The sequence below is a fragment of the Devosia salina genome, assembly GCF_019504385.1.
Lineage (GTDB): Bacteria > Pseudomonadota > Alphaproteobacteria > Rhizobiales > Devosiaceae > Devosia > Devosia salina.
Genome location: NZ_CP080590.1, coordinates 1,188,600 through 1,212,793, shown reverse-complemented (window position 1 = coordinate 1,212,793; position 24,194 = coordinate 1,188,600). Strand labels below are relative to the sequence as shown.

The 24,194-nt window shown below is 64.0% G+C and carries 21 protein-coding genes and 1 tRNA gene; 10 read left to right on the top strand and 12 right to left on the bottom strand.

The features are described 5' to 3' along the window. The first annotated feature begins 12 nt into the window (after positions 1 to 12). Positions 13 to 1,398: an MFS transporter gene (locus tag K1X15_RS05720; protein ID WP_220306541.1), complete on the top strand. Its 1,386-nt coding sequence runs from the start codon at positions 13 to 15 to the stop codon at positions 1,396 to 1,398. A gap of 180 nt (positions 1,399 to 1,578) precedes the next feature. Here K1X15_RS05720 and K1X15_RS05715 read toward each other — a convergent pair whose 3' ends face one another. Then, the gene (locus K1X15_RS05715; protein WP_220306540.1) at positions 1,579 to 2,310 is read right to left on the bottom strand and encodes an RlmE family RNA methyltransferase; all 732 of its coding nucleotides are present in this window, start codon (positions 2,308 to 2,310) and stop codon (positions 1,579 to 1,581) included. Then, positions 2,300 to 3,481 carry a Ppx/GppA phosphatase family protein gene (locus K1X15_RS05710; protein ID WP_240549673.1) on the bottom strand — a complete coding sequence of 394 codons (1,182 nt, stop codon included), beginning with the start codon at positions 3,479 to 3,481 and terminating at the stop codon, positions 2,300 to 2,302. The genes K1X15_RS05715 and K1X15_RS05710 overlap by 11 nt, the downstream gene beginning before the upstream one ends. Positions 3,482 to 3,853: 372 nt before the next feature. On the opposite strand from K1X15_RS05710, the gene K1X15_RS05705 reads away from it, so the two are divergent. The 3 genes from K1X15_RS05705 (at position 3,854) to K1X15_RS05695 (ending at position 7,059) form a co-directional block, all read left to right on the top strand. After that, a tRNA-Gln gene (locus tag K1X15_RS05705) sits at positions 3,854 to 3,927 on the top strand. A gap of 236 nt (positions 3,928 to 4,163) precedes the next feature. Further along, positions 4,164 to 4,871 (top strand): TetR/AcrR family transcriptional regulator, encoded by a 708-nt coding sequence (locus K1X15_RS05700; protein WP_338033490.1) that lies wholly within the window; start codon positions 4,164 to 4,166, stop codon positions 4,869 to 4,871. A gap of 298 nt (positions 4,872 to 5,169) precedes the next feature. After that, a complete protein-coding gene (locus tag K1X15_RS05695; protein WP_220306538.1) occupies positions 5,170 to 7,059 on the top strand; it encodes a bifunctional sugar phosphate isomerase/epimerase/4-hydroxyphenylpyruvate dioxygenase family protein in 1,890 nt (629 codons plus the stop codon). A gap of 14 nt (positions 7,060 to 7,073) precedes the next feature. Here K1X15_RS05695 and K1X15_RS05690 read toward each other — a convergent pair whose 3' ends face one another. Then, positions 7,074 to 7,388: a PilZ domain-containing protein gene (locus K1X15_RS05690; protein WP_240549672.1), complete on the bottom strand. Its 315-nt coding sequence runs from the start codon at positions 7,386 to 7,388 to the stop codon at positions 7,074 to 7,076. 168 nt (positions 7,389 to 7,556) lie between these two features. Here K1X15_RS05690 and K1X15_RS05685 point away from each other — a divergent pair, with 168 nt between their 5' ends. The 5 genes from K1X15_RS05685 (at position 7,557) to K1X15_RS05665 (ending at position 11,946) form a co-directional block, all read left to right on the top strand. After that, entirely contained in the window at positions 7,557 to 7,748 is a 192-nt protein-coding gene (locus tag K1X15_RS05685; RefSeq protein WP_220306537.1) for a hypothetical protein, read from the top strand. 89 nt (positions 7,749 to 7,837) lie between these two features. Beyond that, on the top strand, positions 7,838 to 8,509 hold the full coding sequence (locus K1X15_RS05680) for a response regulator transcription factor (protein WP_220306536.1): 672 nt from the start codon (positions 7,838 to 7,840) through the stop codon (positions 8,507 to 8,509). A 24-nt stretch (positions 8,510 to 8,533) separates the two neighbouring features. Continuing rightward, a complete protein-coding gene (locus K1X15_RS05675) occupies positions 8,534 to 10,999 on the top strand; it encodes a sensor histidine kinase (RefSeq protein ID WP_220306535.1) in 2,466 nt (821 codons plus the stop codon). 173 nt (positions 11,000 to 11,172) lie between these two features. Beyond that, the gene (locus tag K1X15_RS05670) at positions 11,173 to 11,346 is read left to right on the top strand and encodes a hypothetical protein (RefSeq protein ID WP_220306534.1); all 174 of its coding nucleotides are present in this window, start codon (positions 11,173 to 11,175) and stop codon (positions 11,344 to 11,346) included. Positions 11,347 to 11,601: 255 nt separating this feature from the next. Next, a complete protein-coding gene (locus K1X15_RS05665; protein WP_220306533.1) occupies positions 11,602 to 11,946 on the top strand; it encodes a hypothetical protein in 345 nt (114 codons plus the stop codon). Between the two features lie 60 nt (positions 11,947 to 12,006). On the opposite strand, the gene K1X15_RS05660 is transcribed toward K1X15_RS05665, so the two are convergent. The 9 genes from K1X15_RS05660 to K1X15_RS05620 form a co-directional block, all read right to left on the bottom strand. Further along, positions 12,007 to 13,554, bottom strand: a complete 1,548-nt coding sequence (locus K1X15_RS05660) for a tripartite tricarboxylate transporter permease (RefSeq protein WP_220306532.1) — start codon at positions 13,552 to 13,554, stop codon at positions 12,007 to 12,009. A gap of 15 nt (positions 13,555 to 13,569) precedes the next feature. Next, positions 13,570 to 14,052 carry a tripartite tricarboxylate transporter TctB family protein gene (locus K1X15_RS05655; RefSeq protein ID WP_220306531.1) on the bottom strand — a complete coding sequence of 161 codons (483 nt, stop codon included), beginning with the start codon at positions 14,050 to 14,052 and terminating at the stop codon, positions 13,570 to 13,572. After that, on the bottom strand, positions 14,049 to 14,987 hold the full coding sequence (locus K1X15_RS05650) for a Bug family tripartite tricarboxylate transporter substrate binding protein (protein ID WP_220306530.1): 939 nt from the start codon (positions 14,985 to 14,987) through the stop codon (positions 14,049 to 14,051). Before K1X15_RS05650 ends, K1X15_RS05655 begins: the two co-directional genes overlap by 4 nt. A gap of 272 nt (positions 14,988 to 15,259) precedes the next feature. After that, a complete protein-coding gene (locus K1X15_RS05645; RefSeq protein WP_220306529.1) occupies positions 15,260 to 16,906 on the bottom strand; it encodes an MGH1-like glycoside hydrolase domain-containing protein in 1,647 nt (548 codons plus the stop codon). Further along, positions 16,903 to 17,964: an ABC transporter ATP-binding protein gene (locus tag K1X15_RS05640; protein WP_220306528.1), complete on the bottom strand. Its 1,062-nt coding sequence runs from the start codon at positions 17,962 to 17,964 to the stop codon at positions 16,903 to 16,905. The genes K1X15_RS05645 and K1X15_RS05640 overlap by 4 nt, the downstream gene beginning before the upstream one ends. Before the next feature lie 175 nt (positions 17,965 to 18,139). Continuing rightward, the gene (locus tag K1X15_RS05635) at positions 18,140 to 19,024 is read right to left on the bottom strand and encodes a carbohydrate ABC transporter permease (protein ID WP_220307446.1); all 885 of its coding nucleotides are present in this window, start codon (positions 19,022 to 19,024) and stop codon (positions 18,140 to 18,142) included. 205 nt (positions 19,025 to 19,229) lie between these two features. Next, positions 19,230 to 20,123 (bottom strand): carbohydrate ABC transporter permease, encoded by an 894-nt coding sequence (locus K1X15_RS05630; RefSeq protein WP_220306527.1) that lies wholly within the window; start codon positions 20,121 to 20,123, stop codon positions 19,230 to 19,232. 145 nt (positions 20,124 to 20,268) lie between these two features. Next, the gene (locus tag K1X15_RS05625) at positions 20,269 to 21,558 is read right to left on the bottom strand and encodes an ABC transporter substrate-binding protein (RefSeq protein WP_220306526.1); all 1,290 of its coding nucleotides are present in this window, start codon (positions 21,556 to 21,558) and stop codon (positions 20,269 to 20,271) included. Between the two features lie 123 nt (positions 21,559 to 21,681). After that, positions 21,682 to 22,530 (bottom strand): phytanoyl-CoA dioxygenase family protein, encoded by an 849-nt coding sequence (locus K1X15_RS05620; RefSeq protein WP_220306525.1) that lies wholly within the window; start codon positions 22,528 to 22,530, stop codon positions 21,682 to 21,684. A 486-nt stretch (positions 22,531 to 23,016) separates the two neighbouring features. Between K1X15_RS05620 and K1X15_RS05615 the strand changes: the two genes are divergently transcribed. Then, positions 23,017 to 24,180: an HPP family protein gene (locus tag K1X15_RS05615; protein ID WP_220306524.1), complete on the top strand. Its 1,164-nt coding sequence runs from the start codon at positions 23,017 to 23,019 to the stop codon at positions 24,178 to 24,180. Positions 24,181 to 24,194 lie beyond the last annotated feature (14 nt).

Below are 24,194 nucleotides of genomic sequence, written 5' to 3'. Positions count from 1 at the left end.
CCCAAAACCAGATTGTCGCGCGCAACACCCCTGATCCTGGCCACCGCATTGTTCATGGAAAACATGGACTCCACGGTCATTGCCACCTCGCTTGCGGCCATCGCGGCCGATATCGGGACCGATCCCATCTCCCTGAAGCTGGCCCTGACCGCCTATCTGGTGGCATTGGCCATCTTCATTCCCATCTCGAGCTGGATGGCCGACCGCTTCGGGGCGCGGCGCGTGTTCCGCGTGGCCATGCTGGTGTTCATGATCGGCTCCATCGCCTGTGCTTTTTCCGGTTCACTGGCGCAATTCGTCGGCGCGCGCTTCGTCCAGGGCATGGGCGGCGCCATGATGGGGCCGGTGGCGCGGTTGGTGCTGGTGCGGATGACGCCGCGCCATCAACTTGTTGACGCCATGGCCTGGCTGACCATCCCTGCCCTTATCGGCCCGATCGTCGGCCCGCCCTTTGGCGGCTTCCTCACCACCTATTTCTCCTGGCACTGGATCTTCATCATCAATGTGCCGATCGGCCTGCTCGGCATTGCGCTGGTGAGCTTTGCGCTGCCCAATGAACAGCGCAACCGCCCGCGCAATATCGATGGCAAGGGCTTCGTGCTGGCAGGGCTGGCCTTTGCACTCTTCGCCTTTGGCTGCTCGGTGATCAGCCTGCCCGCCCTGCCTCCGATCATCGGCGTGGTCGCCGCTGCCATCGGCATGGTGCTGGGAGTCTTCTACACCCGTCACGCCCTTGCTACCGAATATCCGCTGCTCGACCTCAGGCTGCTCAGCGTGCGCAATTTCCGCATCACCATCGTGGCCGGCACTTTCTTCCGACTGGGCCAGGGCGCAACGCCATTCCTGTTCCCGCTGATGCTGCAGCTGTCCTTCGGGCTGACGCCGTTCGAAAGCGGCATGGTGACCTTTGCCGGCGCCATCGGCGCTTTGGCAGCCAAGTTCGTGGCCAACTGGATGTTTGCCCATTGGGGTTTCAAATATCCGCTGGTGATCTCTACCGCCATCGGCGCGGCCGGCATATTGGTGATGGGCTTTTACGACGCCAGTACCCCGGTGCCGCTGATGCTGGCCATCCTGGTCTTCACCGGGTTCTGGCAATCCACCTTCTGGACCGGCTCGAACGCCTTCACCTTTGCCGATATCGAGGACAAGGATGCCGGCCAGGCCAATGTGATGAGCCAGGTCTGGGGCCAGCTGATGTTCGCCATGGGCGTGGCGCTGGGTGGCGGCACGCTGGAACTCGCCCATCGGCTCCGCGGCGGCGGCGAGCTGGCGCTGGCCGATTTCCACATCGCCTTCTACGTGGTGGCGGCGGTTGGGTTCATTGCGACCGCCCTGTTCCTCAGGCTGCCACGCAATGCCGGCCACCAGCTGATCGGCGGGCCGCACGTGCATTGAGGGGGTGGCAGGGCATCATTGATGCGCAGCGCCGTTGAAGGTGCCGAACCCCCACCCTTGATCCCTCCCCACAAGGGGAGGGAGACGATGAACACCTGCACCCCGGACCTGCGCCTCCCTCCCCTTGATGGGGAGGGACTGAGGGTGGGGTGGGCAATGCACGCCGAAATCTAGGCTCTGCTATTCATCCGCTTCGCGGATCGGCTGCGAAGCTTTGAACCCCTTGGCGACGAGATAGGCCTCGGCCGAATCCTTGCGGCTCGATGGGGGTTTGATGTGGAACGTGCTGGTGAAATGGCGCTTGAGCATGTGCAGCAGCTCATGCTCGGTGCCGCCCTGGAACACCTTGGCCACGAAGGACCCGCCCGGCGCCAGCACCTGGATGGCGAACTCGGCGGCGATCTCGATGAGGTGGACGATGCGCAAATGGTCGGTGGCGCGGTGGCCGGTGGTCGGCCAGGCCATGTCGCTCATCACCACATCGGCCTTATGGCCGCCCAGCGCCTCGATCAGCAGCGCAGGCGCGTCGTCCTCGGTGAAGTCCTTCTTGAACAGGATGACCCCCGGGATGGGGTCCATGTCGAGATAGTCGATGCCCACCACCAGCGGGTTTTCGACGGTCGAGCCGACCGCCTTGGCCGCCACCTGCGACCAGCCGCCTGGTGCGGCGCCCAGATCGACGACGCGCATGCCCTTCTTGAAGAAGCGCTGCTTTTCGTCCATTTCCTTGATCTTGAAGGCGGCGCGCGACCGATAGCCTTCGGCGCGGGCGCGCGCCACATAGGGGTCGTTGAGCTGGCGCTCGAGCCATTTGGTCGAGGCGACCTTGCGACCCTTGGCCGTCTTCACGCGGATCTTGAGGTCCTTGTCGGACTTGCGGCCGCCGGTGCCCAGAGCCTTGTTATTGGCCATTGGCCTGTCTCCTCGGGTAGCGGTTGGGGCGCTTTTGCGTCCGGTCGGCGTCCATCAATGAAATCAGGATGCCCTCGCGCAGACCGCGATCGGCGACGCGCACGCGATCGGTCGGCCATTCGCGGCGAATGGCTTCGAAAATGGCGCAGCCGGGCAGCACCAGGTCGGCGCGGTCCTTGCCGATGCAGGGATGGGCAACACGCCTTTCGAACGGCATGCCGAGCAGCGCCCGCATGGTCTCGTCCACCTGGTCGCGGCGCATCCACAACCCGTCGACCTTCTGCCGCTCATAGCGCTCGAGCCCCAGATGCAGGCCCGCCAGCGTCGTCACCGTGCCGGAGGTGCCAATCAGATGCACCGGGTGGGTGCCGATCATCTGCCTGAGCTTTTCGCGACCGCGGAACTGGCGCAGATGCGACGCGACGAAAGCCACCATCTCCTCGAAGACCGCCGGGGTCACATCGACGCCGCCAAATTTCTCGGCGATCGAGACCACGCCCACCGGCAGCGACTGCCAGGAGCGAATCGAGGCCGACATGCGGCCCTGCGCCCGCGGCCGGCCGCCGCGGAAATCGAGCCAGGCCAGCTCGGAGGAGCCCCCGCCGATGTCGAACATCAGCGCGCCCTGAGCCTCGCCATCGATCAAGTCGGCGCAGCCGGTCACGGCCAGTTCGGCCTCGGTGCGCCTGTCAACGATTTCGAGGTCCAGCCCGATTTCGTTCTTCACCCTGTCGAGAAAAGCGGGACCATTCTCGGCGGCCCTGCAGGCCTCGGTGGCGATCAGCCGCATGCGGGTGGGCTGGTGGTCGCGCAGCTTGTTGCGGCACTGGCGCAGCGCTTCCATGGTGCGCTCCATGGCCGCGTCGCCGAGCCGTCCGGTGACCGAAACGCCCTCCCCCAGCCGGACAATGCGGGTGAAGCCATCGAGCACGCGGAAGCCGCGATCATGCGGGCGGGCAATCAGCAGGCGGCAATTATTGGTGCCCAGGTCGAGCGCCGCGTAGAGCGGGCCGCGATTGCGGCGTGGATGGGGGGCGATATGCGTCCGCTGATCCGGGGCCTGAGCGGGCGGCGTACCGCCCCGCTCCTTCCGGAGGGAACCGGAAGGTGCACCGGACCCTGCCTCGTCCACAAGGGCCGAGGCAGCGGCGGACCGAACAGAATCGGTCACGAAAGGCTCCTTTGTGCGCGGTCGCAAGGACCGGAAGGCCGGTCGCGCCCGAACGCACATCATGTTGCGTTGTCGGGATCGACGGTAGAGCAAGGGGGCAAGAAGCGCAATGCATTGGATGGCATGGCCACCCAGCCACAGTCCCACCGCCGGCGCCCGCACGCCGCCGAACTGGAAGTGCGGCTTTCCACATTGCCTTGCGACGTCGGTCCATTCCGGGTCGCGCCACCGAACCGGAAATGTGGCTATCCACATTTCCTGGCGACGCTCCGTGCCAGACGCTTGCAATCTGCCTGCGCTTTGTCTAATGAGACCCCGCGCCGCGCTTCGCAGCCCTCACCGGCCCGCGCCGCACAGCCAGCAGGCACCTGCTGGGGAATAGTTCAATGGTAGAACAGCGGACTCTGACTCCGTCGATCTTGGTTCGAATCCAGGTTCCCCAGCCAAACTCTCTTGCAGTTTCTTAAACAGTGAGCTCACCGCCCGATCGGGTGGTGCGATACGGCGTTGGCGCGTCATGGGCTGCCGTCCGCGCTTCGATCCGACGCCGATGGCGCATGGCATTTGGGGCGCATGTGCCGGCTTGGTAGCCGAACCGCCCTTGTTTTCGCGTTGCGGTCGCCGCTACAAGAGCGACACGCCTTGCGCATTGAACGAACCGGTTCGTTGTGTGGGCGCCGATGTGAGCGAGAAAGGCGATATTGCCATGTCCGAAAGCGGGTCTGAAGTGCGGAAAGCTGCGCGCAAGGCGCCGGGCCGGCAGCAGGACCCGGAGGGGACGCGGCAGAACATCATCGAGGTGGCGAGCCAGGAGTTCGCGCTCAACGGCCTTTCGGGCGCGCGCATCGACGAGATCGCGGCCAAGACGCGCTCGTCCAAGCGCATGATCTACTACTATTTCGGCGACAAGGACGGGCTCTATCTCAGCGCATTGGAGAGCGCCTACGCGCAGGTACGCGAGGGCGAAGCGGAACTGGACATAGCCGGGCTGACCCCGATCGAGGGGCTGAAGCGGCTGGTGGAATTTACCTTCGTGCATCACCACCAGCACGAGGATTTCATCCGCATGGTGATGATCGAGAACATCCATCACGGCCAATATCTCGAGCGTTCCAGCGTGATCGGCGACCTCAACGTCACGGCCATCGCCCAGATCAGGGACCTCTATGAGCGCGGGCTGGCCGAAGGCCTGTTCCGGCCGGGCCTCGATCCGCTCGAAATCCACTGGCAGATCAGCGCGCTGTGCTTTTTCAATGTCTCCAACCGGGCCACTTTTTCGCGGCTCTTTGCCCGCGATTTCGGGGCAGCAGACATGCAGGAACGGCTCAAGCGCAATACGGTCGAGATGGTGCTGCGCTACGTGGTCAAGGCCGAGGCGCTGACGGAATAGCGCCACCGCCCGGGGCGCGAATGTTCCGCGCGCGCCTGCCCGCTCGCCGTTGCGCGGCTGTCGCCATGGCTCGGACACCGGGTCGAAGATGTCGAGCCGGCCAGCGCCAGGGCACCAGCGGCGAGAGGCAGGCTCCGCTTCCGTAAGACCGATGGAAGGCTGCAAGCGCTTCCGTCTTGCCTCCTCCGTTTTGCCTCCCCTCCCCATCGCCCCCATGCCCCCTGTTCCCAACCCGCATTGACCACACCCCCTCCTCTCGTTATTGTACGAACTAGTTAGTTCGTACTGGGCAAGCACCATGAAAACGTCCATTGCCACGGTGTCGATCAGCGGCGACCTGCGCGAGAAGCTCGAGGCCATTGCAGCGGCTGGGTTCGATGGGGTGGAAATTTTCGAGAATGATTTCCTGGCCTTTGACCGCAGCCCGGCCGAGGTGCGGCTCATGGCCGAGGATCTCGGTCTCGACATCACGCTGTTCCAGCCATTCCGCGATTTCGAGGGCCTGCCTGAGCCGCAGCGCCGTCAGGCTTTCGATCGGGCGGAACGAAAGTTCGACCTGATGCAGGCCCTTGGGGCACCGCTGATGCTTGTCTGTTCCAGCGTGGCGCCGGCCGCAATGGGTGGCATCGACCGCGCGGCGGCCGATTTTCGGGAGCTGGGCGAGCGCGCCGCAAAGCGTGGGTCGAAGGTGGGCTATGAAGCGCTGGCCTGGGGGCGGCACGTGAATGACCATCGCGACGCCTGGGAAGTCGTGCGGCGGGCGGATCACCCCAATGTCGGGCTGATCCTGGACAGCTTCCACAGCCTGTCGCGCCGTATCGATCCGGACACGATTCGATCCATTCCGGGCGACAAGATCTTCATCGTGCAACTGGCCGATGCACCGGCGCTGGACATGGACCTGCTCTACTGGAGCCGGCATTTCCGCAATATGCCGGGCGAAGGTGATTTGCCGGTGGTGGATTTTGCCCGGGCGGTCGCGGCGACGGGCTATACGGGGCCGCTGTCGCTCGAAATCTTCAACGACCAGTTCCGCGCCGGTTCACCGCGCACCATTGCGCTCGATGGCCATCGCTCGCTGACCTTCCTGATGGACCAGGTGCGCGAGGCCGAGCCGGCCATTGCCCCGACCCTGCCTGCCCTGCCCCGGCGCGTGTCGGTGAAGGGCGTAAGTTTCGTCGAGTTCACCGCCGATGAGAGCGAGGCGGAAACCCTGCGCTCCATGCTGGGCCAGCTCGGTTTTGCGCGGACCGGCCGGCACCGCAGCAAGAGCGTCGAGCGCTTCAGCCAGGGCGATATTAACATAGTCATCAATACCGAGCGCGAGGGGCTGGCCCATGCCGCCTATCTGACCCATGGCACTTCGGCCTATGCCATGGGCCTGCTGGTGGAGGACGCGCAGGCGACATTGGCCCGCGCCCAGGCGCTCGACGCGCAGCCCTTTGCGCAACGCGTGGCCCCGGGCGAACTGTCCATTCCGGCCGTGCGCGGCGTTGGCGGCGGCGTCATTTATTTCCTCGACGATCATTCCGACCTGGCCCGCGTTTGGGATGTTGAGTTCGAGGCGGCCCCGGCCGCCGGGGCGGGAGGTGCCGGCCTTGTGGGCTTCGACCACATCGCCCAAACGATGAATTACGAGGAAATGCTGACCTGGATATTGTTCTACCGCTCGATCTTCCTGGTCGACAAAGGACCGATGGTCGATGTGGTGGACCCCTCGGGCCTGGTGCGCAGCCAGGTAATCGAGAATGACGATGGCTCGCTGCGACTGACGCTCAACGGGGCGGAAAGCCACCGGACGCTGGCGGGGCATTTCATCGCCGAGACCTTTGGCTCGAGCGTGCAGCATATTGCCTTTTCGAGTGGCGACATCTTTGCCAGCGCGCGCGCCCTCAAGGCCAATGGCCTGGAGCCGCTGCAGATTTCGCGCAACTACTATGACGACCTCGCCGCACGGCTGGGCCTCGCGTCCGAGACCATCGCGCAATTGGCAGAACTCAATATCCTCTATGACCGGGACGCGGGCGGCGAATTCTTCCAGCTCTACACGCCCAATTTCGGCGAAGGCTTCTTTTTCGAGATCGTGCAGCGCAAGGGCGCCTATGCCGGCTATGGCGCGGTCAACGCGCCGTTCCGCATCGCAGCGCAGAAGCGCTCTATTCGTCCGGCGAACATCCCTGCCCGCTAGGTCCGAAAACCGGACTATCCGTTGGCATTGTCCGCCGGCTGGTGCGGCTGCGCCTGGTATTCGACGCCCAGTTCCTTGAGCGCGCGCCAGACGACGCGGCAGGGCTGCGGACGGTGACCGGGCACGATCAGGTCAAAGCGATCGGGAATACCGCCGACCCGCGCGACTTCCAGCTTGGCGCCGGTGTCGGAGACATTGCGAACGATGCAGGGCACGCTTGCGAACCCCATGGCGATGGTGGCCTGGATGTATGTATTGCGGCGCGGCGCGATACGACGTTCGAGGAGGAGCGGGGACCTGGCGGGACTGCGGGAGGGCGGCTGTGGCATGAGAGCAGGCTAACCTGCGGCCATTGCCGCCGCCTGAACGCGGTATCGACAAGTTTACGCATCTGACCTGCGGCTGCGGCCCGACCCAGGCGTAAACCATTTCTTCACGATAAGGCAGACAAGGCCGCCCCTGCCCGTTAAGGTTTCGTCAACCACGAGGAGGCGGCCATGCGGGTACCCAATGGCGGACAGGATCTGGAAGAGCGCCGCATCGTGCGCGAGGGCAAGCGCCTGGCCGAGGCCATGCTGGCCAATTATGTCGATCCGCCCTCCTTTTCGGTTCTCGGGCTTTTCGAGCAGATCAAGGGCTGGCGCCTTCAGGCATTGAGCGCGCTGCGCAACCTGTCCCTCAAATATTAGGGCGGCCTGCCGCCGGCCTGTTCATTGGCCCTAAATCCAATTCCCCATTGTCCCGACAATGCACTAGTGTCTCCGGGCGAGGAGGACGCATGCGCATATTGCTGGTGGAGGACAATGAGGATCTGGGCGAGGCGATCGAAAAGCGCCTGCGCTCGGCCGGCCATTCGGTGGAGTGGGTGCGCGACGGCGACGATGTGGTGCCGACGGCCGAGGCGGAACCCTTCGACGCCGTGGCGCTCGATCTCATGCTGCCGCATCGCGACGGCATCAGCTTGATTGCCGAACTGCGCAAGCGCAAGTTCAACGCGCCGATCCTGGTGATCACTGCGCGCTCGGAAATCGACGACAAAGTGAGCCTGCTCGACCTGGGCGCGGACGACTATCTGGTCAAGCCCTTCGACCTGCGCGAACTCGAAGCGCGGCTGCGCGCCCTGTTGCGCCGCACCGGAGGCCAGGCGTCCAGCACGGTGGGCGTGGGCAATCTGGAACTGGACCTGGCCGGGCTCAATGCCGCCGTCGATGGCAAGGCGCTGGAGCTGGGGCGGCGCGAATTCCGGCTGCTGGAAATCCTGGTCGCGCATGCCGGCAAGGTGGTCGCCAAGGAGCGGCTGATGAACCAGCTGTTCAATTTCGACGAATCCGTTTCGGTCAACGCGCTCGAGCTGCACATTTCTCGCCTGCGCAAGAAGCTCGAGAACGCCAATGTCGAGATCGGCACCATTCGCGGCGTCGGCTACATGATGCGGGTGATCGATGCGTAATCCCCATCCAGCGTTGCTCCCCAATTGACCGCCAAACGCTTTTCCTTGCGGCGCCGTATCTTTGCGCTGGCGGTGGCGCTGCTCATGCTCGCTGCCGTGGTGCTGATCATCTTCATCCGCGACTATGCCGAGCGCGCCTCCGACCGCGCCTTCGACAGGCTGCTCGCCGCTTCCGCCCTGACCATTGCCGGCGCCGTACAGGTCGAGAATGACGCTGTGGTAGTGGAAATCCCCTTTGCCGCCTTCGCCATGTTTTCGGGCCGTGACCGGGTGTTCTACGCCGTGGAAGACCCGGATGCGCGCACCGTGACCGGCTATGAAGACCTGGCGGCGCAGGTGGGCGAGACCGTTTCAGCCGAGCCGAGCTTTGTCGACATGCGCTATCGCGGCGAGACAGTGCGCGTGGCCAGCGTCGGCAGGCTGATTTCGACCCCCAGCGATACCGGCTGGGTCACCATCCATGTCGCCGAGACCCAGAACCAGCGCGAGGCGCTGTCCAACGAAATCCTCTCCAACGCCGTGTTGCCGGTTATTGCCCTCACCTTGCTGGCAGTGGGTCTGGTCTGGTTTGGCATTTCGCGCATGTTCGCGCCACTGACCGAACTGGAACACGAATTGCGGGCGCGGGCGCCCGATGATCTCTCCCCAATCACCGTGCCGGTGCCGGAGGAAGTCGACCACCTGGTTTCAGCGCTCAACGGCTTCATGGGACGGCTGCAAAAGGCCATGGAGCGGGTGAGCGGACTGGTGGCCGAGGCCGCGCACGAGGTGCGAACCCCCCTCGCCTCTTTGCGTGCCCAGGCGGAAGTGGCGATGGACGAGCAGGACCCGGACGCCCTGCGGCGGCGCGTCGGGCGCATCCATACCGGTGCGGTGCAGGCCAGCCAGCTGGTCAGCCAGTTGCTGATGGAAGCCACCATCTCTCATCGGATGGAGAACCAGGAAATTGAAACCACGACGCTGGCGGCGGTGATCGAGGACGTGCGGCAGAGGCTGGATCCCGAGCAGGCGCGCCGCCTGGTGATCGACCTGGCCGCGGACGCCGCGGTAGCCCAGTTGCGGGGAGACCGCGTGGCGCTGCGCGAGATGATGCGCAATGTGGTGGACAATGCGCTGGTCTATTCGGAGGCGTCTGTCGATATCGCCGGTCGCATCGAGATGGGATATCTGGTGGTGGAGGTCAGCGACAGGGGGCCGGGCATCGAGGAGAGCGAGAAGGCGAGCGTGCTGGAACGGTTCAAGCGCGGCAGGGCCAGCAATGGCAAGGTGGGGTCGGGGCTGGGCCTGTCCATTGTCGCGCGCGTGGCCGCGGCGCATCGGGGCACACTGACCCTTCTCGACCGATCCGGCGGCGGCCTCGTCGTGTCCATCGCCCTGCCACTGCTCCGCCGCTCGGCCGGCGCCGGCGGCTCGGGCGTCTTGCCGGTTATGGGTGCGCTGGTCGTGGTGGCTGCCCTCTGGGGATCGCCCGCACCTGCAGAGGCGGCCACGACCACTTACCCGGCTCCCGATGGGTCGAGCCAGACCACGCTGACCATTCTGGGTACGACCGACACGCCGCTCTTTGCCTATTTTGTCGCGGGCTTTCAGGCCCAGCGACCGGATGTGAGCGTGATCTACGAAGAGACCGACTCCTTGCCGCTCTATGAAGGGTTCCTGGCCGGCACGCTCGACCGGGCGCCGGACCTGCTGATCAGTTCGGCCTCTGACCTGCAGCTCAAGCTGGCCAATGACGGACATGCCCTGGCCTATGACAGCCCCTGGCTTTCCGGGCTTCCCGACTGGGCACATTGGCGCAGTGAAGTGTTCGGCTTCACCTTCGAGCCGGCCGTCATCATTTATAATCGCGACCTGATCGCCGACGACGAAGTGCCTCGCACGCACCTGACACTGGCGGAACTGCTCGAAACCCAGACCGAGCGCTTCCGCGGCAGGATCGCAACCTATGACATTGGGGTTTCCGGCGTCGGCTACCTTCTGGCCGCGCAGGACCAGACGATCTCATCCACCTTCTGGCGCCTGGCCAGCGCCTTTGGCCGGGTCAATGCGCAATTCTCGGGCTCCAGCCCGGCCATTCTCAACGGCGTGGCCGATGGCACGCTGGCGCTGGGCTATAATGTGCTCGGCTCCTATGCCTTTGCCCGGCAGGCCGAGGGAGCGCCGATAGAGATCGTGGTGCCCGACGACTATGTGCTGGTGCTGACCCGCTCCATGCTGATCCCGCGCGACGCACCCAATGCCGAGCTGGCAAAGGCCTTCGTGGATTTTGCCCTGTCGCCGGCTGGGCAGGCCATTGCCTCGGGCCCGACCGCCCTCGGTTCGGTGGTGCCGAATGGTTCGGGCGCATGGACCAGCGAAGCGATCGCGGCACGCGGACGCGGCGTCATCCAGCCCATTCCGCTCGGTCCGGGCCTTCTCGTGGCGCTGGACAGATTGCGGCGGCAACGCTTCCTCGACACCTGGCAGGAAATCGTCTCCCCTAAGCCCTAAGTCACGGCCCCTGACTTCGCCGCTCGGCATGGCCCGGTGACGTCAGGAGAAGATTTTCCCTCAATGCATGGCTGGGGTGAACAATCGACCCCTACCGATCCGGCAGGACGAGGTCCATCTATTGGGCATGGAAACGACCGGGATCATCCGGGTCGGACAGGAAGGATTGGAAAATGAGCACCCCGCGCAAGAACAAGTTCTTTGCGACCCTCGACACTTTTGCCACCGTGTTCGGCAGCGCTGCTGCTGTGTCGGCGGCGGTTGAAGCGGGACGGGCGCCCAAGGCCAAGCACCTGGACACCCTGGGTATCGACCCGGTCGCGTTCCGCAACATCGGCAAGCTCTAAGCTCCGCTCTTCCCGGCGTTGAGCATAGGCAGGCAATGGGGCTCAGGCCCTCCCTCCGGAAGCCCCACGCCACAGGCCGATATGACAAAGCCCGACTGCCAGGCTCCTCCCTGGCAGTCGGGCTTTTCGCATTTTTCGCGCGCGCCTGAACGCGAGGTGAAAGCCAATCTCATCCCGGGTTCAAGCATCATGGCGAATAAGGCGGTCATCGAAAACAAGCCGGGTTACCCCAACCCGCTGATGAGGAGACCGACCATGAATACCATCGAACTCCGCGCCATGAGCGCTGTCGCCCTGACCCTCGGCGCCCTGCTCGCCATGATCCCGATGGCACCCAGTGCTGCCATTGCGGATGACGACGACATTATCTGCTTCGAGTATTCATTGCCCAATGGGCAGGACGAACTCGAATGCGATACGCGCGGCAACTACAAGGCCGAGTGCAAGCTGACTGACCCCGAGAACACCACGGATTTCTGCCAGGATATCAATTCGGCCTTTGAGGGCCGGGACGAGGCGCCGCAGTCGCTATCCGGCGGTGGCGGCGGCCCGGTCGATCCAGTGCCGCCGTCACGGCCACTGGGGCTGGTTTCCCGCTGATCCAACCCGGGCGTCTCTCCGCGGCCGCGTTCAGGCCGCGGAGAGATCGAAGTGTTCTGGCTAGTCCTCGTCCGCCGCGAGCTGGCTCAGGACCTCGCCCTTGCCGCGCATGCGCAGATAGAGCGGGATCAGCACGGCGGCGGCCGCAACCAGGTAAAGGCCGATGGCCAGCGGCGAATGCACCAGGATCATCGGGTCGCCCTGGCTGATCGCCAGCGCGCGGCGCAATTGCTGCTCGGCCAGCGGCCCGAGAATGAGGCCGATCACAACCGGCGCGATGGGATAGCCGAAGCGGCGCAGGACATAGCCCAATATGCCGAAGCCCAGCAGCATCATCAGCTCGAACGAAAAGTGGATCGGCCCCAGGGTCCCCGACATGGCGCCATTGGCCCCAAGCGTGCCGAGCGTGGCAAAGAGCAAGATGCCCGCATAGAGCCAGGGCTTGGGAATGGTGAGGAGCTTAACCCAGAGACCGATCAGCGGCAGGTTGAGCACCAGAAGCATGAAATTGGCGACGAGCAGGCTGGCAATCAGCGCCCAGACCAGCGGCGCATTGCTGGTGAACAGCAGGGGGCCGGGCTGCAGGCCGAACTGCTGGAAACCGGCCAGCATGATGGCGGCGGTTGCTGAGGTCGGCAGGCCCAGTGTCAGCAGCGGCACCAGGGTACCGGCGGCGGAGGCATTGTTGGCGGCCTCCGGTCCGGCCACGCCCTCGATGGCGCCCTCGCCGAATTCCTCGGGATGCTTGGAGAGACGGCGCTCGGCGGCATAGGAGAAGAAGGTGCCGATCTCGGCGCCGCCGGCGGGCATTGCGCCGATCGGGAAACCGATGAGTCCGCCGCGCAGCCAGGCGGGCCAGGAGCGCTTCCAGTCCTGCACGGTCATCCAGATCGAACCCTTGACCGCGATGATCTCGTCCTTGACGTTGGCGGCGGTGGCCGCGATGGCAAGGGTCTCGCCGATGGCAAATAGCGCCACCGCCAGGGTGGTCACCTCGATCCCATCGAGAAGATCGGGAACGCCGAAGGAAAGGCGCGCCTGGCCGGTCTGCAGGTCGATGCCGATGACCCCCAGGCCCAGCCCGATGAACAGCGCGGTGATGCCGCGCAGCGGACTGTCGCCAAAGGCGGCCGAAACGGTCACGAAGGCCAGGACCATCAGCGCAAAATAATCGGCCGGACCGAAGGCGATGGCGATGCGGACCACCCAGGGGGCGACAAAGGCCAGGGCCAGCGTGGCGATCAGGCCTGCTACAAAGGAGCCGATGGCCGCCGTGGCAAGGGCTGGACCACCCCTGCCCTTGCGCGCCATCTTGTTGCCCTCGAGTGCGGTGACGATAGAGGCACTTTCGCCTGGCGTATTGAGCAGGATGGAGGTCGTCGAGCCGCCATACATGCCGCCATAATAGATGCCGGCGAACATGATCAGCGAGCCGGCAGGGTCGAGGCGGTAGGTAACGGGCAGCAACAGCGCCACGGTGAGCGCCGGGCCGATGCCGGGCAGAACGCCCACGGCGGTGCCCAGGGTCACGCCGATAAAGGCATAGATGAGGTTCTGCCATTGCAGCGCGGCCGCGAGGCCGTTGGCGAGAAGGCCGAATGTGTCCATGGTCGTGCTACCCGATCAGGGAATGAGGCGCTCAAGCGGGCCGGTGGGCAGCGAAAGCTGCAGTCCGCGAGCGAAGATGAACCAGATGACGAAGGCGAAAGCCGTGCCGCACAGGAAGGTGAACCACAGCGGACCGCGCCCGAAGGCCTTGGTGGTGCAGGCCACCAATACGCCGGTGCCGATGGAAAACCCGGCCCAGGAGACCAGCGTGATCTGTCCCAGCAAACCGGCAATGACCCAAAGGACGGGCCCGTAATTATCCCGGGTGCGGGCGGGGAAATTTCCGCGCCAGGCGGAAATGGCGGTGCCGATGGAGAGAAGGAACAGCCCGGCCGCAATGCCATAGGGGAAGACCTGGGGCCCGACCCGCGCCTGCAGCGGCGGCAGGCGCATGGTGCTGGTCTGCCAGAAAATGACGAGGGAGATGGCCAGCAGGATCACGGCAATGACAAGCGCCGCCCCATCGGGGCGGCGCTGAAGGTTGGTGCCGGAACTCATTGCACCAGGCCGATGTCTTTGAGAACGGCGGTGGTCGATTCGATATCCTTGGCAAGCTGGGCATCGAAATCGGCGCCGGACATGTACATGTCCTGCCAGCCATTGGTTTCCATGATCGACTTCCAGGTGTCGGACGACGCCATCTTTTCGATGTCGGCCGTGATCGCGGCCTTCTGTTCATCGGTGATGCCGGGAGCCGCGGCGACCATACGCCAGTTCTCCACATTCACGTCGACATTGGATTCCTTGAGAGTCGGAATGCCGTCGACTTCATCGGCGCCGGTCACGGCCAGGGCACGCAGCTCGCCGGCAGCGATCTGCGATTCGAATTCGCCATATCCCGAGATACCGACGGTAACCTGGCCGCCAAGCACGGCCGCGAGGGCCTCGCCACCGCCCGAATAGGCGATGTAGTTGACCTGGGTCGGATCAACACCAACGGCCTTGGCGATGAGACCAGCCGCAATGTGGTCGACGCCACCGGCCGAACCACCGGCCCAGGCAACGGCGCCCGGATCGGCCTTGAGCTTGGCCACCAGGTCATCCATGGTCTGGAGTTCGGAATTGGCGGGCACCACGATCACGTCCGATTCACCGATCAGGCGGGCGATCGGGGTGACGTTCTCAAGCGTGACGGGCGACATGTTGGTCAGGATAGCGCCGACCATCACGTAGCCGCCCACGATCAGAGCGTTGGGGTTGCCGTTTTCCTGGGTGGCAAACTGGGCAAGTCCGATAGTGCCACCGGCACCGGGGACGTTGGTCACCTGCACATTGCCCGAAATGCCTTCCTCGGTCAGGGCCTGCTGCATGGAGCGGGCCGTCTGGTCCCAGCCACCACCGGGCGAAGCCGGCGCCATGATGGTGTAATCGGCCGCATAAGCGGGAATGGCAATGGCGCTGGACACCAGCGCCGCGAGAAGCAGCTTGTTCATAGATCCTCCCTAGAACAATTGCGAACGTCGTTGCGTCCGTATCCGGGAGCTTAGGCCCGCTCCCTGTCACTGTCCTGTCACGGAGGCTACGCCTTTCGGATGGGCGTGGGCAAGGTTCCTGTGCTGGGCTTCACGCGGTGCAAGAATGCCCACAATGCCGTCCCCCGCCTGTCCAGAGGACCAGTTGCAGCGGGCTCCATGAGTTGTACGGGCGTCGACTGGCCCTCGGGTCATGCCCGAGGGCGGCGCGGTGATTGCAGCGTGAGCAAGGTTTATCCGAAACTCGGCAAGACCAATCCCGGTGCGCTGGTGGAGACACATGTGCCAGCGTCGAATCGCCGGCGTTCATTCGGGGCGATGGAGACGGGGATGGATTTGCCGTCCCACTCCAGGCGTCCCGTCACCGTGCGGCTGGTGAGGCCGACGATTTCGAGAAGAGCGCCGGAGCGGTCGGTTACGACGCGAATGCCGGCCGGAAAGCGGCCGAGCAGTCCGCCGTCGCACCAGATCTCGCTGCCCTCCTGCGTATTGACGAGCTCGAATTCCACCCCATCGACCCGGCGTCCATAGGCGGTTTCCCAAGCTTCGTATCGGTGCGTTGCAGGCTTCGGCAATAATCCGGTGAACCACAATGCCCCCTCCGGCCGCGGCAGGATGCCGGAGAGGCGCTCGATGAAGTCGAGCAGGCACAGGATGGAGGGGGAGTACTTTTCGGTGAAGCCGGCCGCGCCTGTATAGGGGTTAAGCGTCTGCGGAAACCGGTCGGTGGCAAAGAGGGCAGACAGGGTCGGCTGCAGGATCCAGCTCAGTTCCACATGACGTCCATGGTGCTCGAACGCGTGGGGCGCGCGGATGAGACTGAGGACGTTCGTCGGCCCGTTCCAACTGTTCTGGCCGAAATTGGGGTCGAAGCGGGGATCGTCGAGCGCCATCGAAGTCACGGGGAATTTGGCAAAGAATTTCCGTGTGTTGAGCAGGTATCGCTCGAGTGCTTTGGCAAAGTTGTCCGCATCTCCGATCTCGCAGGCCAGCACCCGCAGAAGGTTGTCGGACTGGATGCGGACGACGCGGCCATGGCGGTCGCGGTCGTAGAAGAAGCCATCTTCGGGATCGTAGCACTGCGCATAGAGCGCGGCACGACTTGCTCCGGCCTTGAGCCGCCAGGCATTGGCGTCGCCGCCCAGATGGTCGGCAATTGCGCCGAGATAGTCGCGCTGGCAGGCGACATTCGCCGTCAGATCCGGGGCGATGAAGGGCAGGATCGGGTTGTCCAGATCATAGCGCGTGGGGTCATTGCCAAAGGGGCTATCGGGCACATGCCAGAAGCGCGACGACAGATCGTGGCCGGTGTCATAGGTCGAAAAGGCCTCGACGGCGCCGGTGCCCAACGTGTTGCGATAGCGTGCGAGCCAGGCGTCGTAACGCGACATGGCGCCGAACATCTGGCTCAGCCAGTCATCGTCCAGCCTGTTGAGCCGGAAGTGGTTCCAGACCGAGCGCGCCAGCGGGGTCACCAGCTGGATCTGGTTGAAGGCCGGCCCCTGTGGGGTGACCTTGTAGGGGAAAAGGCCATCCTCGCGCTGGAAGCGGGCGAAGGCCGAATAGGTCGCCGTGGTGATCGAGGGCAGGAAGCGGCTCAGCAGCTCGGCATTGATGGTGCCGGTGCTTTCCAGCCAGCAGCCGTGATAGATGCCCCCCTCGTGAAGGATCGGCGTCTCGTCCGCTGCCGGTGCGATGCAGTCGAAAAGCTCGCGCACGGCGTCATAGTAGCGCTCAGTCAGCCGGTCGGCGCTGGAGACGAAGCGCACGCCGGAGCGCTGCCACTCGGCCAGCAGGGTGGCGTCGGCGGGCTTGGCGAGCGGGCCGACTTTTTCGGCGACATCGGTCGCCCGCAATTGCTCAAGCAGTGGAGGGATCACGTCGACGCCTCGATGCGCAGGCCCTCGGCGTTGAAGAAATGCGCGTCAGCGGCCTTCAGGCCAAGAGAGACCGTGTCGCCACGCTTGTGCTGCGCATTCCCGGGCGCCTGGGCCATCAGCGTCTGGCCACTGGGCAGCGCGACATAGACGAAGAGTTCGCTGCCCAGATATTCGACGAGGGTGATGGTGCCCTCGACGGCAATGTCGCCTTGCGTGTCGATCGTCAGATGCTCGGGGCGGATGCCGACGGTCACGCCGCCGGTCGTGTTGAGCGGGGTTGCCAGAGTGCCGATGCCGGCAAGCTCGATCCCCTGCCCCGAGGTCGTGCCCTTGAGCAGGTTCATCTTGGGTGAGCCGATGAAACTGGCGACGAAGAGGTTGCGCGGATTGTTGTAGAGCTCGAAGGGCGTGCCGACCTGTTCGAGATTGCCTTTGTTGAGAACGGCGATGCGCGTGGCCATGGTCATGGCCTCGGTCTGGTCATGCGTCACATAGATCATGGTCGTACCCAGCCGGTTGTAGAGGCCGGCCAGTTCGACGCGCATCTGCACACGCAGCTCGGCATCGAGGTTGGACAGGGGCTCATCAAACAGGAACAGTTGCGGCTCGCGGACGATGGCGCGGCCGATGGCGACGCGCTGCTTCTGTCCGCCCGAGAGCTGGCGTGGCTTGCGTTCGAGCAATTCCTCGATCTGCAGGATGCGGGCGGCATCGGCGACACGGCGGGCAATCTCGTCCTTGGGCATGCGCAGGTTTGAGAGGCCGAAGGCCAGGTTCTTGCGCACACTCATATGCGGATAAAGCGCGTAGGATTGGAACACCATGGACAGGTTGCGCTGGCTGGCCGGCAGGTCGTTGACCACGCGATCCCCGATGGAAATCGTGCCGTCGGTGATCTCTTCGAGACCCGCAATCATACGGAGCAGCGTGGACTTGCCGCAGCCCGAGGGGCCGACCAGCACGAGGAATTCGCCGGACTGGACCTCGAGGTCGATGCCGTGAACGACTTCGAAACCGGCATAGGCCTTGCGAACTTCGGAAAGGGTAACAGATGCCATGTCTACCTCGGCCAGGAAAAGTGTTGTTTGGAGCACGAAAGGCCCCCTCTCCCTCTGGGGGAGAGGGTTGGGGTGAGGGGGCCTTTTGGCAAGCGCCGTGACAAAGGCCCCCTCACCCGGCGCTGCGCGCCGACCTCTCCCCCACAGGGAGAGGTGAAAAACTGCGGACGTCCGCTCATTTCAACCCGCTCATCGCGATTCCGCGGATGATGAGCCGCTGGAAGACGAGGAAGAACAGGAGGATGGGCAGGATAGAGAGGATCGACATGGCGAACATCGGCCCATACTGGCTGACGCCGTCGGTGCTGATGAAGCTGCGCAGCGCCAGGGGCACGGTGTAGTCCTTCATGTCATTGAGATAGACCAGCGGCCCCAGGAAATCCTCCCAGGTCCAGATGAAGGAGAAGATCGCTGCGGTCGCCATGGCGGGCAGGCTCAACGGCATGATGATGGCCCAATAGATCTTGAACGGCGAGCACCCGTCGATCATCGCTGCCTCGTCCAGTTCGCGCGGCAATTGGCGGAAGAACTGGATCATCAGGAAGATGAAGAAGGCGTCGCCGGCCAGGAATTTCGGCACGATCAGCGGCAGGTAGCTGTCCACCCAGCCCAGATTGAGAAACAGGATGTACTGAGGGATGAGCACCACGTGATAGGGGATCATCAAAGTCATCATCATCAGCGCGAACCAGATGGTCTTGCCGGAAAATTCCAGCCGCGCGAAGGCATAGGCCGCGAAGGAACACGAAACCACATTGCCGACCACCGAGAGCACGGTGACGACGGTGGAATTCCAGAAAAAGGTGGTGAAGCTCACCGGCAGGGCGTTCCAGCCCTTTGAATAGTTCTCCCAGTGGAACTCGCTGGGCCAAAGGCCCAGATCGCCGAAAATCTGGTTATCCGGCTTGAGCGAGGCCGCCAGCATCCAGAGCAGCGGATAGACCATGACCAGCGAGGTCAGGATCAGGAAGACATGCTTGAGAATGGCCAAGCGTCGCGCCCGCCTGGCCTTCTCCTGACGATAGGCATGGGCGATTTCGGCGGTGGACTGGCCGGGCATGGTGGTGGTGGTCATCTTGTCTCTCCCCCAGCGCGGTGCTGCTCCCTCCCCCCTTGAGGGGGAGGGATGGGGTGGGGGGTGTCGGCGTTTCCGCGAGTGCAAGGCGGGTTGATCGCCAATGCTCCGACACCCCCACCCTCGGTCCCTCCCCTCAAGGGGGAGGGATGCAACGGAGCCGATAGTTCAAAGGTCATTTGAAGCATCATCAGCCCCTCTCGTTCTCGTAGTGGACCCAGTATTTTGAGGTCCAGAAGGCGATGGCGGTGAAGGCGGCGATGATCAGCAACAGCACCCATGCCAGCGCCGAGGCATAGCCCATGCGCAGGAAGCTGAAGGCCTCGTTGTAGAGATAGACGGTGAAGAACAGGAGGCTATCGAGCGGCGCGCCCGAACCACCGGAGATGATGAAGGCACCCGAAAAGCTCTTGAAGGCCTCGATCATCTGCAGAACGAGGTTGAAGAATATCACCGGGGCCAGCAGCGGCACGGTGATGGCGAAAAACTTCTTCACCGGCCCCGCCGCGTCGATTTCGGCGGCTTCGTAAAGCTCCTGGGGAATGGCGCGCAACCCCGCGAGAAAGATCAGCATGGGTGAACCGAACTGCCAGATGGCGAGCACGATGAGTGTCCAGAGCGAGAATTTGGGGTCGGCCAGCCAATAGGGTCCGTCGCCACCAAACAGGCGCAGGATGGAATTGATCACCCCGTCATAGTTGAAGAGCTGGCGCCAGAGAATGGCCACGGCGATGGAGCCGCCGAGAATGGATGGCAGGTAGAACAGCGCCCGATACCAGCCGATGGCACGAATGCCCTTGTCGAGCGCCATGGCGACGCCGAGCGCGAAGATCAGTTTCAGCGGCACTGATATGACCACGAACTGGAATGTGACCTGCAGCGCCTTCCAGAAGCGCTGATCGAACTGGACCATGTAGGCGTAATTGTCGAGGCCGATCCATTGGGGCGGGCGCACGACGTTGTACTTGGTGAAGCTGAGATAGAGCGAGGCCAGGATCGGCCCGATCGCCAGCAGGAAGAAGCCGATTAGCCAGGGCGAGAGAAAGGCGTAGCCTGCAAGATTGCGGCGGAAGAATTTTTGCACGCGCGGCTCCAGTCGAAAACCAACCCGTCAGGGCAAGATAGGCCGGGATGCAGCACCTGTCGTGACCAATGACAGGTGCCGCCTCGTCCCGGGGAGAATATCCGCCGCCCCACGGGAGAGAGGGCGGCGGACCGGGTCAGCAGGCCTATGCGCGTGCCAGGATTGCGCGGGCCTGATTGAGGAAGTCGGATGCGACCTCCGGGATCGAGCGCTCGCCGAGCAACACGTTGACCGCCAGCCGTTCGAAGGTCTGCTCGACCTCATTGGAGCCGCTGGGGGGCGGCGGCGGCAGCACGGCGGTCTTGCCCTGGATCTTGTCGAAAAATTCGACCGAGAGAGCTTCGACTTCGGTCAGCTTTGGCTGGAGCGCCTCACGCACCTCGCTCTGGCTCGGGATACCGCGTTCCAGACCCAGCACCGCCGTCATGTCGAGATCGTTGACGAAGGCGCTCATATAGGCCGTCGCCGCCTCGGGATTGGCGCTGTCGCGAGTGAGGCAGACGAACTGGCTGGGCTGAACGATGGAGCCGGGCACCATGTCGGGGGTGTTCGGATACATGGCGGCGCCCAGCTTGTCCTGCATCAGGCTCTGAACACCGACCAACTGGTTGGACCAGAGATAGGTCATGGCCGTCTTGCCGGTGACGACGCCCATCTGCGCCAGGTCGGAAACGCCAGCCAGGCTGGCGCTTTCCGGTCCCGGCGGGGTGCCGCCGGCATTGCGGATTTTCTCCCAGGTCGACCAGTATTCCTCGACGATTTCCTGGGTGGGGCCATAGGAACCGTCCTCATTGAACAGCATGGCCCCCTTCTGCACCACGAAATCCGAGAAGTTCTGATAGTCGGCGGTGTTGTCGTCGGTGCCCGGAACGCCAGTGGCTTGCTTGATGGCGGCGGCAAACTCGGCCAGTTCGTCATAGGTATAGCCATAGGGGTCGAAGGTTTCGCCCGGGACAATCCCGGCTTCCTCGAACAGGCGCGTATTGAACATAGCCATGTGGCTATTGGCGCCGATGGAGAGGGCATAGAACTTGCCATCGACGGTGCCCGCATCGATGGCGCTCTGGTCCATCTTGGAAATGTCGAGGCTCTTGCCGACATAGTCGTCGAGCGGAACAATGGCGCCATTGGCGATGTATTCGAACAGCACGCCATAGCCCTGCTGGATCACGTCGGGCATGTTGCCACCGGCGATCTGGGTCGTCAGCTTGGTGAAATAGTCTGCAAAACCAAGAGTTTCGCCGGTGACGTGAATGTCGGGATTCTTCTGGTTGAAGATGTCGATCACCGCAAAGGTGCGCTTATCGCGCTCGGGATTGCCCCACCAGAAGTGACGGATTTCCGTGCTCTGAGCGAAAGCCGGACGGCCGATGGCCGCCAGGGCCAGCACCGAGCCCGACGCCCCCAGAAATGTTCTTCTTGTCAGTTTGCTCATCGTTGTTCCTCCCTTGAGCATTCCCTCGTTGAGCGGTGCCGGGTCCTCGACCGGCATCGCCATTGCTCCACTGACTTACGTACCTCGCAGTACGGGCCAGCAAATTCTTCGCCCTATCGTCGCCTAGCCATTTGCGGCAATCGGGGCCTTGTGCGGCATGACGATCCGCCGCCGCTCGGGCGTCAGCCGCGCCAGAAGCGCAGCACTCGGGATCATGTCGTGCCGGAAATACCCCCAGCTGGGGCCGTAGCGATAAACTGTCATGCGCCGCTGGCCCGGATTGGTGCGCCGCGCCGAGCCATGCATGATGGCATCGACGAACATGAGCGCGTCGCCGGCCTTCAGATGCACCTCCACCGCGCCGGCAATGCCATCGACCGAGGATTGCTCTTCGCGCTTGTCCACGGCGACCGTCTGCGGGTGGCGCAGATTGGATTTGTGGCTGCCGGGAATGACCATGGTGGCGCCGTCACCGGGGCCGATATCGTTGAGCGCCACCAGCACATTGACCTGGCCGCAGTGGAATTTGCCCGCATGGAAGCGGTATTGCGTGCGGATGGTGCCGACATGGCCGCCCGAATGCAGGCGCAGGGCCTGACCCGGGCCACGGACCGAGGCGAAGCATTCATCGATGAAGGCGGGGCCATGATGGCCGTCGAAGTTTTCGGGATCGTCCGAGCCGATGAAGTGCACCGCCTTGGCGAACCATGACGGGTGATCGATCATCTCTTCCCAGACGGGGCCGGCCTCGTAGACCTGCTGCAGGACCAGACCTTCCTGCCGGTCGGGATTGTTGTAGAGGCGCAGATGGCCGTCCCACCCGTCGCCGACGAAATCCTGATGCTGGTCGAGCGTGGCGTTGCAGGCCGCCACCTGCTGAGGCGACAGCGCGTCGGGGATGACGAGATATCCATTGAGGTCGAACAGATAACGTTCGAGTTCGGTGCAGGCCGCACCGGATCCGGTCTCCATCCCATCCTCCCGCTACGCCCCCCAATCGGGGTCGCTGTCACAAGCGCGGTGCTGCTGGGAAGGATCGTCCCGCCAACCGCGACCGCACGGTTGCAATCGTTTTGCGGGCAACTCAGAAGGTCGATACGAGCAGCTGTCCGTTGGTTAGTATCGGTCAGACAGCAGACGTACCGCGTAGCTCACGCTTTACCACATACCCTGGCTGGGCCCTTGGGCCCATGACGTGTCTCCGGCCGTTCCTGAGAGGTTGTCCCCGCTCAGATTGGCGACAAGATCACAATTGCTTCCATACAAGTCAATAGGCTTGACGGCGTCGCCGCGGGGTCGCTGCGGCCGAAAACGATACCGCCCCCGAGCATCCCGCCAGCTGCGCTTCTCCCCCCTGTGCATAACCGCCTCGAAACGAAGCAATTTTTTGCGCAATGGCGGGCAAGAACGCATTCCTGCGCTTTGAGCCGATGGACGCCCGATGCTACGGGGAGCGCCATGAATTTCCTTGTCCGCTTCCTGCCCAACATGGTCACCGTAAGCCCCCTCGAGCGGCTTCGCGCGACCCTGGGCGCCTTTCTCGGTATCCTGATCACCGCCGGCGTCACTGCACTGGCACTGGGACAAGGTCCGGAACTGCCCCTGCTGATGGCCCCGATCGGCGCGTCGGCCGTGTTGCTGTTTGCCGTTCCCTCCAGCCCGCTGGCGCAACCCTGGTCGATACTGGCTGGCAATTGCATCGCAGCGGTGGTGGGGGTCACGGCCGCGCAATGGCTCGGGCCGACCCCGGTGGCAGCGGCCCTTGCGGTGTCGATCAGCATCGGGCTGATGCTTTCGTTCAAATGCCTGCATCCGCCGAGCGGCGCCGTGGCCCTCACCGCCGTCATTGGCGGGCCGGCCATCACCGGGCTCGGCTATGGATTCGTCGCCTGGCCGGTCGCGATCAATTCGCTGCTGCTGCTGCTCGCCGCCATGGCCTTCAACCGCCTGACCGGCAAGGACTATCCGCACCGGCCGGCCCCTGCCCCGGCTGCAGAAGCCAAGGTGATCCCCTTTGCGCCAAAAGTAAGCCTTGGCATTTCGGTCGAGGACCTCAAGCTCGCCATCGAGGAGCGGGACGAAGTGGTCAGCGTGGATCCGGTCGATCTCGAACAGATGCTGGAGCGCGCGGCCCTCCTGGCGTTTGCGCGTCGCTCGGGCGGCATTACGGCCGGCATGGTCATGACCCGCGAGGTCATTAGTGTACAACCCGGGACGTCGCTGCGCGTTGCCCTGCGCACCATGCGTGCCAATGGGGTCAAGGCCCTGCCCGTGGCCGACATGGCCGGGCATGTGGCCGGCATCCTGACCCAGACGGACCTGCTCGAGAAGGCGGAATGGGGACCCGCACATGCCTCATCGGGGCTGGGCTGGCGCCTGCGCTCCATGTCCAATTCCGACCGGCCCTTGCGCGGCCGGGTCCGTGACGTGATGACCACCCAGGTTGCAACCGTCTCCGAAGCGATGCCGATCGCGCTGGTGATCAAGCTGATGCTCGATACCGGCCACCATCATCTGCCGGTCGCCGCGGATGACGGCACTCTCAGGGGCATGGTCACCCAGGCCGATCTGATCGCCGCCCTGTTCGGCGCCGACACCAAGGAACTGGCGCAGATCGCCTGAGCGCTCGCCAAGGC